The 16,756-nt window shown below is 65.9% G+C and carries 19 protein-coding genes, 1 tRNA gene and 1 pseudogene; 14 read left to right on the top strand and 7 right to left on the bottom strand.

From position 1 onward, the window contains the following. From ACOMG5_RS13350 to ACOMG5_RS13310, 9 genes and pseudogenes are all read left to right on the top strand, one after another. The coding region (locus ACOMG5_RS13350) for a glycerol-3-phosphate dehydrogenase C-terminal domain-containing protein (protein ID WP_420344291.1) at positions 1–413 on the top strand (413 nt) is incomplete at its 5' end. A gap of 14 nt (positions 414–427) precedes the next feature. Then, complete coding sequence (locus ACOMG5_RS13345) at positions 428–1,918, top strand: FGGY-family carbohydrate kinase (RefSeq protein ID WP_420344290.1); 1,491 nt, start codon at positions 428–430, stop codon at positions 1,916–1,918. 49 nt (positions 1,919–1,967) lie between these two features. Further along, on the top strand, positions 1,968–3,248 hold the full coding sequence (locus tag ACOMG5_RS13340; protein ID WP_420344289.1) for an extracellular solute-binding protein: 1,281 nt from the start codon (positions 1,968–1,970) through the stop codon (positions 3,246–3,248). 54 nt (positions 3,249–3,302) lie between these two features. Next, entirely contained in the window at positions 3,303–4,175 is an 873-nt protein-coding gene (locus ACOMG5_RS13335) for a carbohydrate ABC transporter permease (RefSeq protein ID WP_420344288.1), read from the top strand. Beyond that, complete coding sequence (locus ACOMG5_RS13330; protein ID WP_420344287.1) at positions 4,163–4,987, top strand: carbohydrate ABC transporter permease; 825 nt, start codon at positions 4,163–4,165, stop codon at positions 4,985–4,987. Before ACOMG5_RS13335 ends, ACOMG5_RS13330 begins: the two co-directional genes overlap by 13 nt. 3 nt (positions 4,988–4,990) lie before the next feature. After that, a complete protein-coding gene (locus ACOMG5_RS13325; protein WP_420344286.1) occupies positions 4,991–6,070 on the top strand; it encodes an ABC transporter ATP-binding protein in 1,080 nt (359 codons plus the stop codon). Between the two features lies 1 nt (position 6,071). Continuing rightward, positions 6,072–7,076, top strand: a complete 1,005-nt coding sequence (locus ACOMG5_RS13320; protein WP_420344285.1) for a hypothetical protein — start codon at positions 6,072–6,074, stop codon at positions 7,074–7,076. A gap of 15 nt (positions 7,077–7,091) precedes the next feature. Next, positions 7,092–8,042 carry a sugar-binding transcriptional regulator gene (locus ACOMG5_RS13315; RefSeq protein WP_420344284.1) on the top strand — a complete coding sequence of 317 codons (951 nt, stop codon included), beginning with the start codon at positions 7,092–7,094 and terminating at the stop codon, positions 8,040–8,042. A gap of 336 nt (positions 8,043–8,378) precedes the next feature. Then, positions 8,379–8,615: pseudogene (locus tag ACOMG5_RS13310) on the top strand (hypothetical protein); the annotation flags it as partial. Here the strand turns inward: ACOMG5_RS13310 and ACOMG5_RS13305 are convergent. Next, positions 8,575–9,231 (bottom strand): HEPN domain-containing protein, encoded by a 657-nt coding sequence (locus ACOMG5_RS13305; protein WP_420344283.1) that lies wholly within the window; start codon positions 9,229–9,231, stop codon positions 8,575–8,577. The pseudogene ACOMG5_RS13310 and the gene ACOMG5_RS13305 overlap by 41 nt on opposite strands. A gap of 5 nt (positions 9,232–9,236) precedes the next feature. Then, on the bottom strand, positions 9,237–9,506 hold the full coding sequence (locus ACOMG5_RS13300) for a helix-turn-helix domain-containing protein (protein ID WP_420344282.1): 270 nt from the start codon (positions 9,504–9,506) through the stop codon (positions 9,237–9,239). Positions 9,507–9,596: 90 nt separating this feature from the next. Here ACOMG5_RS13300 and ACOMG5_RS13295 point away from each other — a divergent pair, with 90 nt between their 5' ends. The 3 genes from ACOMG5_RS13295 to ACOMG5_RS13285 are packed head-to-tail and all read left to right on the top strand — an operon-like array spanning position 9,597 to position 10,289. After that, on the top strand, positions 9,597–9,755 hold the full coding sequence (locus ACOMG5_RS13295) for a hypothetical protein (protein WP_420344281.1): 159 nt from the start codon (positions 9,597–9,599) through the stop codon (positions 9,753–9,755). Continuing rightward, positions 9,752–9,988 carry a hypothetical protein gene (locus ACOMG5_RS13290; protein ID WP_420344280.1) on the top strand — a complete coding sequence of 79 codons (237 nt, stop codon included), beginning with the start codon at positions 9,752–9,754 and terminating at the stop codon, positions 9,986–9,988. The genes ACOMG5_RS13295 and ACOMG5_RS13290 overlap by 4 nt, the downstream gene beginning before the upstream one ends. Beyond that, entirely contained in the window at positions 9,975–10,289 is a 315-nt protein-coding gene (locus ACOMG5_RS13285; protein ID WP_420344279.1) for a hypothetical protein, read from the top strand. Before ACOMG5_RS13290 ends, ACOMG5_RS13285 begins: the two co-directional genes overlap by 14 nt. Before the next feature lie 149 nt (positions 10,290–10,438). Here ACOMG5_RS13285 and ACOMG5_RS13280 read toward each other — a convergent pair. Then, positions 10,439–10,522 (bottom strand) — tRNA-Tyr (locus ACOMG5_RS13280). 118 nt (positions 10,523–10,640) lie between these two features. On the opposite strand from ACOMG5_RS13280, the gene rlmB reads away from it, so the two are divergent. Then, positions 10,641–11,423, top strand: coding sequence for a 23S rRNA (guanosine(2251)-2'-O)-methyltransferase RlmB (gene rlmB / locus ACOMG5_RS13275; RefSeq protein WP_420344278.1), 783 nt, complete (start codon positions 10,641–10,643; stop codon positions 11,421–11,423). 188 nt (positions 11,424–11,611) lie between these two features. Then, entirely contained in the window at positions 11,612–12,031 is a 420-nt protein-coding gene (locus ACOMG5_RS13270; protein ID WP_420344277.1) for a CoA-binding protein, read from the top strand. Here the strand turns inward: ACOMG5_RS13270 and ACOMG5_RS13265 are convergent. Genes ACOMG5_RS13265 through ACOMG5_RS13250 form a run of 4 tightly spaced genes read right to left on the bottom strand, consistent with a single transcriptional unit; the run spans position 12,028 to position 16,756 of the window. After that, positions 12,028–13,332: an NAD(P)/FAD-dependent oxidoreductase gene (locus ACOMG5_RS13265; RefSeq protein WP_420344276.1), complete on the bottom strand. Its 1,305-nt coding sequence runs from the start codon at positions 13,330–13,332 to the stop codon at positions 12,028–12,030. The two genes, ACOMG5_RS13270 and ACOMG5_RS13265, sit on opposite strands and share 4 nt — an antisense overlap. Beyond that, the gene (locus ACOMG5_RS13260) at positions 13,329–14,684 is read right to left on the bottom strand and encodes a glutamine synthetase family protein (protein ID WP_420344275.1); all 1,356 of its coding nucleotides are present in this window, start codon (positions 14,682–14,684) and stop codon (positions 13,329–13,331) included. Before ACOMG5_RS13260 ends, ACOMG5_RS13265 begins: the two co-directional genes overlap by 4 nt. A 1-nt stretch (position 14,685) precedes the next feature. Beyond that, the gene (locus ACOMG5_RS13255) at positions 14,686–15,366 is read right to left on the bottom strand and encodes a type 1 glutamine amidotransferase (protein ID WP_420344274.1); all 681 of its coding nucleotides are present in this window, start codon (positions 15,364–15,366) and stop codon (positions 14,686–14,688) included. A 58-nt stretch (positions 15,367–15,424) separates the two neighbouring features. Further along, positions 15,425–16,756 (bottom strand): glutamine synthetase family protein, encoded by a 1,332-nt coding sequence (locus ACOMG5_RS13250; RefSeq protein ID WP_420344273.1) that lies wholly within the window; start codon positions 16,754–16,756, stop codon positions 15,425–15,427.

Genomic DNA, 16,756 nt, shown 5'->3' with positions numbered 1-16,756 from the left:
GGGCGGCAACGACGGCCGGGCGCCCCTATCCCGGCGCTGCCGGGCCGGACGCGGCTGCCGCAGCCGCCCGGGCGGCTGTGGGGGGCGCGCGCGCCGAGGTGCTGCTGCGCAGATACGGGGCGATTGCGGCGGAGGTGGCGCGGTTCTGCGCGGCGGGCGCGGATGCGGATCTCATTGCGGCGCCCGGGTTTTCGCGGCGGGAGGTGGTCTGGCTCGTACGCCAGCGCATGGCGCTGACGCTGGAGGACATGATCCTGCGCCGCACCGGGCTGGTGATGACCGGCCGTCTGACGGAGGCCGCGCTGCGGGAGATTGCGCTGGTGATGGCGGAGGAGCTGGGCCATCCGTCCGATTGGGCGGAGCGACAGGTGGATGCGGCGGCGCGCGACCCGCGCATTCTCTGGCGGCAATAGGGAGGCGGGAGAGGATGACTGCGCAGGAGGGGCCGCTGGTCCTCGCGATCGACGCGGGGGGTACGGCGGTAAAGGTGGTGCTGTTCGATGCGGACGGGCGGGCCGTCGCGCAGCGTCATGCCGATGTGACGACCGTGCACCATCCGGATGGCCGCGTGGAGCGCGACCCGGAGGCCTTCTGGGAGGCGACGGCGCGCGCGATCCGGGCGGTGGTCTGCGGTGTGGCGCCGGGGCGGCTTTTGGCGGCCGGGTGCACCGGTTTTGGCAATGGCATCTTCATGGTCGATGCCGCCGGGCGGCCGACCCGCCCGGGAATCGTCTCTGTCGATCATCGGGCGCAGCCGATCGTCGATGCGCTGGAGGCGGAGGGCCGCCTCGACGAGATCTCTGCGCTGAACGGTCACCGGCCCTGGGGCGGGCAGACGCTGCTGCAGCTGGTGGGCCTCGCGCGCGACGAGCCGGAGGTGATGGCGCGCTCTGCCTGGGGGCTCGCCTGCAAGGATTTCATCCGGCTGCGCCTGACCGGCGAGATGCAGACCGACCCCACGGATGCGAGCGGCGGCGGGCTGATGGATCTCGGGCGCGGCAGCTATTCCACGCCGGTGCTGGAGGCTTTCGGTCATCCGGAGCTGCGCGCGAAGCTGCCGCCCATCGTCGGAAGCGCGGCAGCAGGCGTCCGGGTGAGCGCCGAGGCCGCGGCGCAGACGGGCTTGCCGGTGGGCCTGCCGGTCGCCGGAGGGATGATGGATGTCGCGGCCTGCGCGCTCGGCGCGGGGGTGACGACCCATGACCGGCTGGTGATGATCGCCGGGACCTGGGCGATCAACGGGATGGAGGTGGATGGCGCCAGCGCGGCGCCCGCGCCGATCCTGAACATGATCTACCGCGACGGGGCGACCCGGCTTGTGGCTGAGGGCAGCCCGTCCTCGGCGGCGAATCTGGGCTGGTACCTGGACCGGGCGCTGGCGGGGCGGCTGACGGTTTCGGAGGCGGTGGCGCGCATCGAAGACTGCCCGGTGCAGGCGCGGCGCTGCCATTTTCTGCCCTATGTGCATGGCCCGCGGCCGCGGCGCGGCGCCTTCGTCGGCCTCGGGAGCACCGATGACGAAGCCAGCATGCTGCGCGCGATCTGCGAGGGGGTCGCGTTCCAGCACCGCCGCCATGCCGAACAGATCCTGCCGCATGGCACCGGCGCCTGGCCCGCGGCGATCCGCCTGACCGGCGGGGCGGCGCGCTCGCCCGCCTGGGCGCAGATCTTTGCCGATGTCTGCGGCCGGCCGGTCGAGGTGATCGCGGCAGATGAGGTGGGCGCGCTTGGCGCGGGGATCTGCGCGGCGGTAGCGGGCGGGCTCTATCCGGGCCTGACGCAGGCGACCCGCGCGATGAGCCGCATCGCCCGCACCCATGCCCCCGATCCCGCGCGCCACGCGTTCTACGCGGGCCGCTACGACGATTTCCTCCGGCTCGACCGGGGGATGATGGAGCTGATCGCAACCATGCGCTGACCCCCGGATGAGGAGTACCGGAGTTGGCGTCATTACAGGGAGAGAGACCATGAAGACCATGAACCGCCTTCTGGCAGGCAGCGTATGCGCAGCCCTTCTGCCGCTCGCCGCGGTGGCCGATGTCGCGGCCTGCAAGGGCAAGGTGCCGGTGCTGAACGTGGTCGGGCAGGGGATGCCCTCGGTCACGATGCTGGACGGGCAGCTGGCCGAATTCGACCAGAAATGGGGCACCGAGGTGAAGATCACGCTCTTGGGCGAGAACGAGCGGCGCGCGAAGGCGCGGCTCGATGCCTCGACCGGCGCCGGGGCCTATCAGGTGCTCTATATCGACGAGGCGAACCTGGCCGAATATGTCTCGGCGGACTGGGTCTATCCGCTCGCCGATGTGGTGCCGGCGGACTACGACCTCAATGATTTCCGGGTCGATCTGAAGAATGTCGCGACCGTGGGTGGCGTGCAGTATTTCGCGCCCTTCGTCGGCGGCGGCGACGTGCTGATGTATCGCAAGGACGTGCTGGAGGCCAAGGGCATTGCCGTGCCCAAGACGCTCGATGAGCTGGTGGCCGCGGTGAAGGCGGCCGATGGGGCCGAGCCGAACCTGCATGGCTGGGCCGCGCGCGGCCAGCGTGGATCGGGGATGAACGTCTGGCGCTGGACCCCGTTCTTCCGGGGCCTGGGCGGCGAATGGCTGGAGGGCGAAGCCCCCGCGTTCAATTCCGAAATCGGGGTGAAGGCGACGGCGCTCTACAAGGAGCTGATGTCTTATGGCCCGCCCGGCGTCGGCACGTTCAACTGGTCCGATGCGGTCGAAGCGTTCCGCGGCGGCCAGGTGGCCTTCCTGATCGAAAGCGACGTGTTCGGCCCCTGGATGGAGGATCCGCAGAAATCCGTGGTCGCGGGCAAGGTGGGCTACATCTCCCCGCCCGAGCCGCTGCCCTCGGCAGGCTGGGCCCATGGCTGGGCGGTGTCGAAGGTCGGCGCCAAGGATGATTGCATGAAGGCCGTCGCGGGCGATTTCGTCGGATGGGCCACGTCGAAGGAGATGGAGCAAAAGCGGCTCGCGCAGGGCATCGCTTCGGATATCGGGCGCATCTCCACCATGCAGAGCGCAGCCTATCAGAAGGCGGTGCCGAAGGAATATATCGACGCGCTCCTCGCCACCGGCCCGCGCACCAGCCTGCTGATCATGGCCAGCCCCGCCTGGCCCGAAATCGGCGATACGCTGGGCCTCGCGCTGGAAGAGATCTTCACCGGCACGCGCGACGACATCCAGGGCGCGCTCGACGAGGCCGCCTTCACGGCCGAGGACGCCCTCGCGCGGCTCAAATGACCGCAGCAGCGGATCCGGCCACGCGCCGGGTCCGCCCCTGACCGGAGTATTCCCATGTCCAGAAAAGGCTTCGTCCTGCTGACGCTCGCCCCGGCGCTGATCGTGCTGGGGGTGTTGGCGGTGGTCTCCACCGCCGGAGCGCTGTGGTTTTCGGTGATGAACCGGACGCTGCGCTCCCCCGATTATGAATTCGTCGGGCTTTACAATTACCTGCGCCTGTTCCGGGACAAGCGTTTCTTCAATGCGCTGGAAATCTCCGCGCTGTGGGAGCTGGTCACGGTCGCCGGCACGCTGGCGCTGGCGGTGCTGCTCGCGGTGCTGGTGTTCGAGACGGTGAAGCGGCCGCTGGCGCGCAACCTGATCTGTTTCGCCTTCCTCGCGCCGGTGCTGCTGCCGCGGGTGGCGGCCGCGTTCATCTGGCGGTTCCTCTATTCGCCGACGCTGGGGCTCGCGAACTGGGTCGCGGGGCTGTTCGGCATCGGGCCGGTGGAATTCCTGGCCAATCCGAAGATCGCGCTGTTTTCGGTGGCGGCGGTCGATATCTGGCAATGGGGCCTGTTCTTCGCGGTGATCCTGATCAAGCTGCTGGAGACCCTGCCGCGCGACCCGATCGAGGCGGCGATGCTGGACAATGCCCGGGTCTGGCAGATCCACGCCTATGTGACGCTGCCGATGCTGAAGGCGCCGCTGATCAGCCTCGTTCTGGTCAAGGCGGTGGAATCGCTGCGCTCCTTCGATCTCATCTTCGTCATGACCGGCGGCGGGCCGGGCACCGCCACCGAAACGCTCGACCTCTATGCCTATCAGACCGGGATCAACCTCGGCGGCCGGGTCTCCTATGCCTCGGCGATGTCGATCCTGCTGCTGATCGTCACCACGGTCGCTTTCACCATTGTCATGCGCGCGGGGAAGAAATGGGCTCGCTGATCTTACGTTACACTGCGCGGCTCGTGCTGGCGCTTCTGGTGCTGGTGGCGCTGATGCCGATCCTGTGGACGGCGCTCGGCGCGTTCAAGGAGCTGCGCGACATCGTCACCCCCACGCCGCGGCTCGTGTTCACGCCGACGCTGGAGAACTTCCGCTTCATCCTGAGCAACCCGATCATCCGCGACGGGCTTCTGAATTCGGTGATCGTGGTCACTGCGGCCGTGGGCATCGGCGCGGTGCTGGGCATTCCGGCGGCGCATACGCTGGCGCGGCACGCACGGAAATGGGGCGATGATGCGCAGTTTTTCGTGCTGTCGCTGCGCTTCATGCCGCCGGTGGCCATCGCGATCCCCTTCATCGCGATCTACCTGGACCTGGGCCTCTACGACACGCTGTTCGGCCTGATCCTCGTCTATCTGGTGACGACGATCTCCACCATGATCTGGCTCTCCGTGCCGGCCTTCGAGCGCGTCCCGCGCGAGATCGAGGAGGCCGCGCAGATGGAGGGCTGCACCGATGCCGAGGTGTTCTGGCGGTTCTCGCTGCCGATTGCCGCGCCCTCCCTGTTCGGCGCGCTGGTCTTCACCTTCGTGCTGGTCTGGAACGAGCTGCTGCTGGCGCTGACGCTGGCTGCGAAGAACGCGACCCTGCCGGTGGTGGCGGCCTCGATCACCTCGCTTGGCAAGGAAATCCCCTGGGGGGTGATCAATGCGGCGACGGTCGTTCTGGTGCTGCCGCCCCTCGTCTTCATCGGCCTGCTGATGGGCATGATCAACTCAATGGTCCGCGCGGGCGGACGTGCGAAAGGCTGACAGATGGCCACTATCACCTGTTCCAACATCACCAAGAGCTATGGCGGCCATCCGGTGATCGAAGATCTGAACCTCGCGATTCCGGATCATGAATTCGTGGTCTTCCTGGGCCCGTCGGGCTGCGGAAAATCGACGATGCTGCGGATGATCGCGGGGCTCGAGGATGTGAGTTCCGGTACGGTCGCGATCGGGGGCGAGGATGTCACCCACCGCCATCCCGGGCAGCGCGGGGTCGCGATGGTATTCCAGAGCTACGCGCTCTATCCCCACATGTCGGTGCGGGAGAACATCACCTTCGGGCTGCGCCGCGCGGGGGTGGACAAGGCGGAGATCGAGCGCCGGCTGCACCAGGTGGTCTCGATCCTCGGGCTGGAGCCGCTGCTGGAGCGCAAGCCCAAGGCGATGTCCGGGGGCCAGCAGCAGCGCGTGGCGATGGCGCGCGCGATGATCAAGACGCCGAAGGTGTTCCTGTTCGACGAGCCGCTCTCGAACCTCGACGCGAAGCTGCGCGAGAAGCTGCGCACCGAAATCCGCCGGATGCACAACACCCTGCGCACGACCACGATCTTCGTGACCCACGACCAGCTGGAGGCGATGACCATTGCTGACCGGATCGTGCTGATGCGGGCGGGGGCGATCGAGCAGCAGGGCACCCCGGACGAAATCTTCGACCGTCCGGCGACCCGCTTCGTGGCCGATTTCATCGGCTCGCCCGCGATGAACTTCCTGCTGGGCCGGGTGCAGAACGGCGCGGCCGTGGCCGGATCGGTGCAGATCCCGCTGCCGCCGGGCCGGTTCCGGCTGAAGGAAGGGCAGGAGGTCGAGCTCGGGCTGCGCCCCTCGCGGATGGACCTGGTCGCGGCCGATGCGCCCGGCGCCATCACCGGCAGGGTGCAGCTGATCGAGAACATGGGCAGCGAGGGCCAGGTGATCGCCGAAGTGGACGGCCGCGAGCTTTCGCTTGTGACCAAGGACTTCCGGCGGCTCTCGATCGGCGACGCGATCAGCTTCGCCATCGCCCCGGAGCATCTCCATGTATTTGACCGTGCCACCGGCCGGTCTCTGCTTGCCAAGGACGCCTGACATGACCGCCTTTTCCCACACCCGCTACGCCGAGAAGATCGCCCGCATCCGCGCGGGGGATTACAGGACCGGGGATTTCATGATCGCCGATGCCAAGGACGCCGACATGTCGGGCGGTATCCTGACCACCGGACGGCGGCGCGATGCCGGCGGCCGGGTGAGCGGCAACCGGACCCGGGCCGAATTCCTCGATCAGATGCGCGCGCTGATCGCGCAGGACGTGGTGGATATCATGCTCGGATCGGCCGGCAACATCGATCTGCTGGCCGGATCCGGCGCCTTCACCGGCTCGGCGGTGATGCCCGCCTTCCGCGGCAATGACACGACCGATGTCTGGGGCGTGATCCGCGGCGGGCGCTACCGCGAGACCGCTTCGCTGCCGTTCCGCAGCGCGAGCCTGCGCCATGCGCCGGCGCCGCTGTGCCTCTATTCGATCACCTTCATGAACGATGCCGCCGCCGATGCCGCCGCGCTGGCGGCCTATGCCGCGTTCCGGGCAGAGGCCGAAGCCGAGGGCGTGCGGCACTTCCTCGAGGTGTTCAACCCGAATATCGATATCGGCATTGCCGAGGCCGATCTCGGCGCTTTCGTCAATGATTGCATCACGCGCGCGCTGGCGGGGCTGACCCGCACGGAGCGTCCGGAGTTCCTCAAGGTCGCATATAATGGGCCTGCGGCGCTCGAGGAGCTGGCCGCCCACGACCCTTCCATGGTCGTGGGTGTGCTGGGCGGCGGCGGCGGCACGCACCGCGACACGTTCGAGCTGGTGGCGCAGGCCGAGCGCCATGGCGGCCGCCTCGCCCTGTTCGGGCGCAAGATCAACATGGCCGAGGATCAGCTGGCCTTCATCTCCTGGATGCGCCGGGTGGCCGACGGTGCCGTGGCGCCCGCAGAGGCGGTGCGTGGCTATCATGCCGATCTCCGGAGCGCCGGGAAGATCTCGGATCGTGATCTGGACAGTGATCTCCAGATTACCGAAACTGTTCTGAAAATCGCCGCAGCCTGAGCCAGGAGAAACCGCATGTCCCGGGGCCATCAACCTTCCACCCGGACCATCGCAGAGGTTGCCTGGCTCTACTACATCAAGAACCTCACCCAGGGCGATATCGCCAAGCGGCTGAACCTCTCGCGGCCCACGGTCATCAGCTATCTGAAGCAGGCCAAGGACCGCGAGATCGTCTGTGTGAAGATTTCGGGGGAGCATTTCCGGATCAATGCGCTGGCCGATGCGCTGAGCGAGATCTTTGGCCTCGAAGCCGCGCTGGTGGTTCCCGACGAGGGGCAGGGCGGCGAGGTGCTGACGCGGATGGTCTGCGAGGCGGCGGCGCAGATGGTGCCGGATTTCGTGGCCCCGGGCGATCAGCTGGGCGTGAGCTGGGGGCAGACCGTGTGGTTCGTCTCCGAAAGCGTGCCGGTCTGGCCGATGCAGGGGCTGACGATCCGGCAGCTGATCGGCTCCATGGCGAACCCGCTCCTGCCCACATCCGAGAGCTGCTCGACCGAAATCGCCCGCAGGCTGGGGGCAGAATGCGTGAACCTGAACGCGCCCGCGGTCTGCTCCTCTGCGGAACTCGCGCGGATGCTGCAGGCCGAGCCGATCATCGCGGAGCAGCTGTCGAACCTGCGCCTGTGCAACAAGGCGCTGTATTCGCTCAGCCCCTGCACCCACGACAGCCATGTCGTTCAGTTCAAGATTGCGACCGGCGCGGACATGGATGCCTATGTCGCGCGCGGTGCGATCGGGATCATCGCGGGGCGCTTCATCGACCGCGATGGCGCACCGGTTCTGGGGGAGCTGGATGACCGGCTGATCGGGGCGGATCATCAGACGCTGCGGCAGATGAAGGGGATGCTGGTCGTCAGCGGGCTGCACAAGCTGGAGCCGACCATCGCCGCGCTGCGCGGGGGCTATGTGAACGTGATGGCTGTCGATACGCAGCTCGCCGAGGCAATCGTCGCGCGCTGCGGATGATCGCGCCGCACGAGCGAGGGTGCCCCGGCGCGGCGATCTGGCCGGGTGGGAACGGGAGCGCGGTATTATTTCCCGCAGCCATTGCGCACCCACAGGCTGCCAACGCCAGGCAACTGTGTATCTGCTGAGGGCGGCGCCGCGGTTTTGGTGTTAGGGCAGGGGTGCGTGGGATATGGCTTTTCGAGGCATTTCCCGCATGAGCTTTCAGGAGATTGTACGTCTCGCATCCATCGCGCAGATGCGCGCGGTATGCTGTAGTGGTGGGTGACCCTGCCACCAGAGACGGGTGTAAACCTGTATGTATGTGGAAAATCTTTCTTTCTGTATCAATGGTATATGCTTGTTTCCTGTATTGTTCCGTTGCGTTCCGTAACGCCCCATTACTATCGTTTTTGGCCGGTAGGATGGATTCACAAAATGCCCAAGATGGTTCCCGAACTCTCCCCCATCGAAATTAAACGCCTTCGGCATCCGGGCCAGGGCGGCAATTTTACGGTGGCTGTGGGCGGGGTGTCGGGGCTGTTGTTGCAGATCACGCCGACCGGGGCGCGAAGCTGGATCTTGCGCACACTGATTGCGGGCAAACGCCGATCTCTGGGTCTGGGTGCTTATCCCGAGGTAGGGCTAGCTCAAAAACCTGAAGAAATTGTTCCAACACGATCTGATACAGCGCGTCGAAGTCGCTCCATTTGAGCGGGGCTGGCTCAATGATATAGGTCGCCCCAAGCGGAATGCGGTGCTCGTGCTTGGTGTATCTCACTCGCGCCTCATCCATTTTCTTGTCGCCAGTTGGCGCGGCATAGCGCCCGGCCCAATTAAGAACTTCGGTCATCTCTGCGAGCCGCTGCCAATCATCATTTTTGAGACTGGGCAGGCGCGCTTCTGACCAAAGGGCGTACACGTCATGTGTGGTCCGCGGTGGTTTTCCGCATTGGGCGCAAATCAGGGCCTTCAGTATAAGTTCCAGAGCTATCGATGCCTCCCTGATGAAGGCTTCCCACAGCGCTTGGCTTGGTGTGCCGCGATAGGCTGATTGTGCTGCCAGTTCTACCGCGACGTGCTCGTCAAGGCTCTGCAAGACACGGGCACTATAGCGAGCGTTGTGGGCCTTGGCCCAAAAGTGGGCGGGTGCTTTGCGTCGCCTGTCCCATTCGTTTTCTGTCACAGGTTCATCATCGGTGTTGCCCATAGCCTTCAGCCCTTCCTTTCGCTTATCGCTACGCCCGGCCCAGTCGCAACCTGCCCACCCTCAAGGAACTGTATGCCCCTTATTTCGAGGGCCGCGCGGATCGCGGCGAGGGTGGCAGGCTTTAGGACTTCGCTACGTTCAAGCCGCGCGATGGTGTTGGGTGACATGTCAGCGGCTATCGCCAAATCACGAACGCCAAGCCCAAGGGCGGCTCGTGCCATTCGGCATTGCGTCGCATCAATGGTAACCGTGTTACTTTTTTCTTGCTCGATCATGTCCACCCCTGTATGGTAACACTGTTACTATATCCTAACTTGGAGACAGTGCAAATGCTACACAGACCCGCTCGCGGGACCGCTACCGGCTTGCCGATCAGCGTCCTCAATGAGATCCACGACTGCCTGTCCTTGGCGCTCGGCGCCACCGAGCGACGCGCCGGCTACACTCAGGCCGAGCGCGAGGCACGTTCCTACGTTCGCACCGCCCTGCGCCGGGTTGAGAAGCTGACGGAGGTGGCGGCATGATTCTCGATGTTGATGATTGCACATGGCGCGCCGGGCAGGTCCTGCATTTGGTCAAGATCATGCAAAGCATCCTGTGCGAGATGGATTTCGGCATGGCTGATGGTGGCCGCAATCACAATCTGGACCACGTTTCCGCGCTGGCGAACGCTTCCGAGGAGGCCCTCAAGAAGCTGGTCGAAGATATCGACCGCTTGCCCCGTGATCGGAAGGGTGTGCGCAATGAAGCGGCGTGATATCCTGACCGCTGCGCTCGCGGCACCAATGCTGGCTTCGCCCGCCGTTGCGGTGGTCAATGTGATGACCCGCGACGAGCAGATCGCACACCACAAGGCCGAACTGTTTCGTCTGTTCGCCGAACAGGTGCCGGGCGGGACAAAACTGATTGGCTTCACTCTCATGGTCGACACGAGCCACGCAGATATCAGCATCCTCTCTGCTCAGGACGAACAGGCAAGGTATCTCCGAGGCCATGATGGCAGGTGGAGCAAGACCATGCACAAGGGAAGGTCCAGCGCTCTGGTCGGGGAGGCTTGACCTTCACATACTAGGTTCAGGTCGGGCGTACTGTCCGAATCCGTCACATCCAGTATCATCCAATCACTTTTGAGATGGCCGGTAGGTTGATCGGTGACCCCACCACCTCCAAAGTAAATCAAGGATAAACAATGACTTACGTTGGTAAGTGGTGGGTGACCCTGGAATCGAACCAGGCGTGGGTCTCCCCGGCGGAGTTACAGTCCGCTGCCGCACCTTGCAGCTCGTCACCCGACGCGGGCTGAATATCCGGGGGGGCGGGGGGCGTCAAGCAGGTTTTTTCTCCCGGCAAAGCGGTACTTGCCAAAGCCGTGTGCGCAGGGCAGTCAGGGGTATCGAGAGGGGACAGCCATGAAAAAACCGGCCTGGGTGATCGACAAGGAACGCACGAAACGGGCAGCGGCGGCAGAGACCGTCTGGCTGTTCGGTCTGCATGCCGTGCGCGATGCGCTGGTGAATCCGGCGCGGACCAAGCTGCGGCTGGTGCTCACGAAAAACGCGACCGACAAGCTGGTGGAGGCGATCGCGGCTTCGGGGATCGCGCCCGAGATCGTCGATCCGCGCAAGTTCGACAGCCATGTGCCGCTGGCGCAGGATTCCGTGCATCAGGGCGCCGCGCTGGAGGTCAAGCCGCTGGATTGGGGCAAGCTCGGCGATGTCGCGCTGACGGGGGCGGGGGCGCCGCTGGTGGTGCTGCTGGACCGAGTGACGGATCCGCACAACGTCGGCGCGGTGCTGCGCTCGGCCGAAGTATTCGGCGCGCGCGCCGTGGTTGCGCCGCTGCGCCATTCCGCGCCCGAGACCGGGGCCCTGGCCAAGACCGCTTCGGGGGCGCTGGAGCGGCAACCCTATCTGCGGATCACGAATCTGGCCGATGCGATGCGCGAATTGCAGGAGATGGGCTATGTCCTGCTGGGGCTGGCGGGCGAAGCGGAGATGACGCTGGCCGAAGGGCTGGCGCAGGCGGGGAGCCGCCCGGTGGGCCTCGTGCTGGGCGCCGAAGGGCCCGGGCTGCGCGAGAAGACCCGGGAAACATGCGATTTTCTGGTGCGAATCCCGTTCGCGGGCGGGTTCGGCTCGCTGAATGTCTCGAATGCCGCGGCGGTGTCGCTTTACGCGACGGTCAACCGCTGATGTCACAAAAATGCGATTTTTCTCAAATCGCCCTTTAATTGTGCCGTTACGTCTCTAGATATAATAACAGAGGCACAGCCTTGGAACCGCTGCGCTTCAGTTCACTGTCCCTCGTTCCGCCACTGTGCGCCCGGCCTCTTGGCTCGGGCGCATTTTTCTGCACACTGAGCGGGTCAGGGAGGAACGCGATGACTGATGCCGAAATTCGCCGGATATTGCAAGAGACCAGGGTGATTGCCGTCGTCGGAATCTCCAACAAGCCCGAACGTCCCTCCCATGGTGTGGCACAATTCCTACAGGCGCGGGGCTACCGGGTGATCCCGGTGAACCCCGGCCTCGCCGGGCAGGAGCTGCTGGGAGAGACGGTTTACCCCGATCTGGCGGCGATTCCCGAATCGATCCCGGTGGATATGGTGGATATCTTCCGCGCCCCGGAGGCGGTGCCGGGCATCGTGGCCGAAGCACTGGCGCATCTGCCGCAGCTGCGCACGGTGTGGATGCAACTTGGCGTGATCAGCCCCGAGGGCGCCGCGGCCGCGAAAGCCGCCGGGAAGGCGGTGGTGATGGACCATTGCCCGAAGATCGAAATCCCCCGGCTGGGCCTTTAGAACCCGAGACGGTCGCGCAGGCTGTACCAGCCCATCCCGAGCGCCAGAAGCGGCCAGCGGAAGTGGCTGCCGCCCGGGAACATGTGGCAGGGGAGGGCCGCCATGGCGTCGAACCCGTCGCCGGTGGCCTCGATCGCCTGCGCCATCAGCTTGCCCGCGAGCGTCGCCATCGCCACGCCATGGCCCGAATAGCCTGAGGCCGAGAGGCAGTTCGGCGCGGGCCGGCGGAAGCAGGGCATCCGGTTCATGGTGATGGCCAGCGTGCCACCCCAGGCATGCGTCAGCCGCACGCCCTTCAGCTGCGGATAGACGGTTTCCAGCGGCTTGCGCACCAGCCCGGCAATATCGCGCGGGAAGCGGTAGCTGACGGTCTCGCCGCCGCCGAACAGCAGCCGGTCCTCGTGCAGGCGCCAGTAATTCACCACGAATTTGGTATCATTCGCGGCGATGTTCTCGGTGAGAACCTCCTGCGCGCGGGCACCCAAGGGCTCTGTGGCCACGATATAATTATTGATCGGCATCACCCGGGCCGCCACCGAAGGCTCGAGATGGTCCAGGTAGCCGTTCGCGGCCAGGATCAGATGTTCGGCCTCGATATGCCCCGCCTCCGTCGCGATCCAGCTGTGCGCGCCCTCGGCCCCATGTTCGATATGGGTGACGGGGGAGCGCTCCAGAATGATCGCGCCCGCTTCTTCGGCGAGGCGCGCCAGGCCGAGGCAGAGGTTCAGCGGATGCACATGGCCCGCGCCACGGTCTATGTCTCCGCCCAGATAAAGCGGCGAGGGCACCAGCGCCTGCAGGCCCGCCCTGTCCAGCGGGGTGATCTGATCATAGCCGTAATGCGCCGCCAGATGCTCGGCCTGCGCACGGGCATGGCGCACTTCGCCCGGATGCAGCGCGCAATGGGCGATGCCGAGGGCCGTGGGCACACCCGCGCGCGCGGCCAGCGCATAGGTGAGCGCTTTCGCCTCCTCGGCCATGTCCCACAGGCGCCGGGCGGTCTCGCGCCCGGCCATATGCTCGAGCTCCGTCACCTCCAACCGCTGGCCGGAGCCGATCTGCCCGCCATTGCGCCCGGAGGCGCCGAAGCCCACCCGATGCGCCTCCAGTACCACGACCCGGCGCCCGGCTTCGGCCAGATGCAGCGCGGCCGAAAGGCCGGTATAGCCCGCGCCGATGATGCACACATCCGCCCGGTGCGCGCCTTTCAGTGCGGGGCGAAGCGGCGCCGCGTCGCGGGTGGCGGCATAGAAGCTGTCGGGAAACTCCCCTGCGCGGTCGTTGGCGAACAGAAGGTTCATACGTTCAGGAGCAGATGCTCACGTTCCCACGGGCTGATGACCTGGAGGAACTCCTTGTATTCGTTGCGTTTCACCGCCTCGTAGACGGTGCAGAACTCGGGGCCGAGCACATCGCGCACCGGCGTCGAGTCCGCGAAAAGATCCAGCGCATCGCCGAGGTTGAACGGCAGGTCGCTGTCGCCGATATAGGCGTCGCCGATGCATTCCGGGCGCGGCATCTCCTGCGCCTTCAGGCCGAGATAGATGCAGGCGAGCGAGGCCGCGAGCCCGAGATAGGGGTTGCAGTCCATCCCTGCGAGCCGGTTCTCCACCCGCCGCGCGGCGGGGCCGGAGATCGGCACCCGGAGCCCGGTGGTGCGGTTGTCGCGGCCCCATTCCAGGTTGATCGGCGCCGCGAAATCCGGGACGTAGCGGCGGTAGCTGTTCACATAGGGGGCCAGCAGCGCGGTGACCGCGGGCAGGTGCGTCTGCAGCCCCGCGATCGCATGCAGGAAGGCGGGGGTTTCGTTGCCATCGGCATCCGAGAAGATGTTCTTGCCGGTACGCACATCCACGACCGACTGGTGGATATGCATCGCCGATCCGGGCTCACCTTCGATCGGCTTGGCCATGAAGGTGGCGAAGCAGTCGTGGCGCAGTGCCGCCTCGCGGATCAGCCGCTTGAAGTAGAAGATCTGGTCGGCGAGGTGCACCGGGTCGCCATGGGCGAGGTTGATCTCCACCTGGCCCGCGCCGCCTTCCTGCAGGATGCCGTCGATCTCGAAGCCCTGCGCCTCGGCGAAATCGTAGATGTCGTCGATCACCTTGCCGTATTCATCCACGGCGGACATCGAATAGGCCTGCTTGCCGGCGGCGCGGCGCCCGGAGCGGCCCATCGGCGGGATGATCGGCTGGTTCGGGTCGAGGTTGCGCGCGACGAGGAAGAACTCCATCTCGGGCGCGACGATCGGCCGCCAGCCCTCGGCCTCGAACAGCGCGAGGATGCGCTTGAGCACGTTGCGCGGCGCCACCGTCACCGGGTTGCCCTGCTGGTCCTTCACGTCATGGATCACCATCAGCGTGATATCCGCCGTCCAGGGCGCGGCGGCGGCGGTGGACCAGTCCGGCGTCAGGATCATGTCGGGCTCGGTGAAGGCGCCCGTCGGGTTGTCGGTCCATTCGCCGGTGATCGTTTGCAGGAAAATCGAATTCGGCAGGAAGAACCGGTCCTGATGCTCGAATTTCGAGGCGGGCATCGCCTTGCCGCGGGCCACGCCCGCGATATCGGCCACGATGCATTCCACCTCGTCGAGGCGGCGCCCCGCGATATAATCCTGCGCGGCCTGCGGGATCAGGTTTTTCCAGTCGGACATCTCAGCCTCGGGGTTTGAGGAAGAAATCGGCGATTTTCGCGGCAAGCAGCGGCGAGGATTTCTCCTCCGCCACCCGTCCGGCCGCCGCCGCGATCAGCGGATCGGGGACCAGCCCCGGGGCGCGCTTTTCCAGCATGCCGCGGATGAAGGTATCGTCGAATTCGGGGTGGGCCTGCACGGTGAAGGCACGGTCGCCGTACACCAGCGCGGCATTCTCGCAAAAATCGTTGCAGGCGATGACTTCGGCCCCCTCGGGGCGGCGCACGACTTGGTCCTGATGCCAGGCGTTGAGCGTCACCGGGGCGCCGTCGAGCACATAATCCTGCGCGCCGATGGCCCAGCCTCCGGCATATTTCTCCACCTTGCCGCCCATCGCCTGGGCGATGATCTGGTGGCCGAAGCAGATCCCCACCAGCGGCACGCCCGCGGCGATGGTCTTGCGGATGAAGGCCTCCAGCGGCGCGATGAACGGATGCTCCTCATAGACGCCGAAGCGCGAGCCGGTTATCAGCCAGCCGTCGCAGTCGTGAACGTCGGCGGGGAAGTCCATCTCCGCCACCTTGTAGGTGCGGAAGCTCAGGCCGCGGTCCGCCAGAAGGCGCTGGAACATGTCGGGATAGTCGCCGTTTCCCTCCCGGAGTGCCTCGGGGGATTGGCCGGTTTGCAGAATGCCGATCAGCATGAATGTCTCGTGAAGTTTTCCGCGCCCAAGGTAGCCCCGGGCGCGGGAGGCCACAAGCCTAGACCGTGTCGAGATAGAGCTCGGTCTGTTCCTCGTCCGAGAGCTCGGCCATGTAGTGGATCTCCTGGCGCTTGCACATCAGGAAATTCTCGATCAGCTCCCGCTCGAAAATCCGCGGGATCAGCGGGCAGTTGGCGAAGGTGTTCAGCGCCAGGTTCCAGGTCGCCGGCAGCTGCGGCAGGCTCTGGGCATAGGCGTTGCCCACGATCGGATCGTCGGGGATCATCCGGTCCTCAATGCCCACCAGCGCTGCGCCGAGGATCGCCGCGAGCAGCAGATAGGGGTTCACATCGCCCCCCGCCACACGGTGCTCGATCCGCCGCGCCACCGGGCCGGAGGACGGGATCCGCAGCGCCGCCGTGCGGTTCTCATAGGCCCAGCCGATGCCCGTGGGCGCATGGGCATTCGGCACCAGCCGGTCGTAGCTGTTCTCATGCGGCGCAAAGATCAGCGTCGAGCCGGGCAGGGCCGCGAGGCAGCCCGCCACCGCATGGCGCAGCCGGTCGGAGCCCTTTTCGGTGCCGTCGTTGAAGATGTTCTCCCCGGCCTGATCCAGGATCGAGAAATGCGTGTGCATGCCGTTGCCGGGCCACAGGTTGTAGGGCTTGGCCATGAACGAGGCGGCAAAGCCATGCTCGCGCGCCAGTCCCTTCACCAGCATCTTGAACAGCCAGGCATCGTCCGCGGCCCGCAGCGCATCCGCCTGGTGCATCAGATTGATCTCGAACTGCCCCGGCCCGGCTTCGGAGATGGCGGTATCGGCGGGGATGTCCATTTCCTCGCAGGCGGCATAGAGCGCGGAGAAGAAGCCATCGAAGGCATCCAGCGCCCGCAGGCTCAGCGTTTCGCCACCGGTGCGCCGCTTGCCGGAGCGCGGCGAAGGCGGCACCCGCAGCGTCTTGCCGCTGTCGTCGATCAGGAAGAATTCCAGCTCCGTCGCGACGACCGGGGTCAGGCCATGCGCCTTGTAGCGGTCCACCACGCGCGCGAGCGCCTGACGCGGATCGCCCGCATAGGGCCGCCCGTCCATGTGGAACATCCAGATCGGCAAGAGGGCCGTGGGCGATGCCAGCCAGGGCATCGGCATGAAGCCCCGCTCCGTCGGCATCAGCAGGCCATCGCAATCGCCGGTCTCAAAGACCAGCGGGCTGTCCTCGATATCCTCCCCCCAGATGTCGAGGTTCATCACCGAGAAGGGAAAACGCGTGCCCTCGGTCTGCACTTTTTGCGCGAAACGTGCGGGGATGCGTTTTCCCCGCGCCACCCCGTTCAGATCGGCCGCAGCCACGCGAATGGTGCGCACCTCGGGGTGTTCTCTCAGCCAGTCCAT

This window comes from Paenirhodobacter sp. (genome assembly GCF_041916475.1).
GTDB lineage: Bacteria > Pseudomonadota > Alphaproteobacteria > Rhodobacterales > Rhodobacteraceae > Rhodobacter.
The sequence above is the reverse complement of the archived record's forward strand: the minus strand, read 5'-3'. Positions and strand labels throughout refer to the sequence as shown.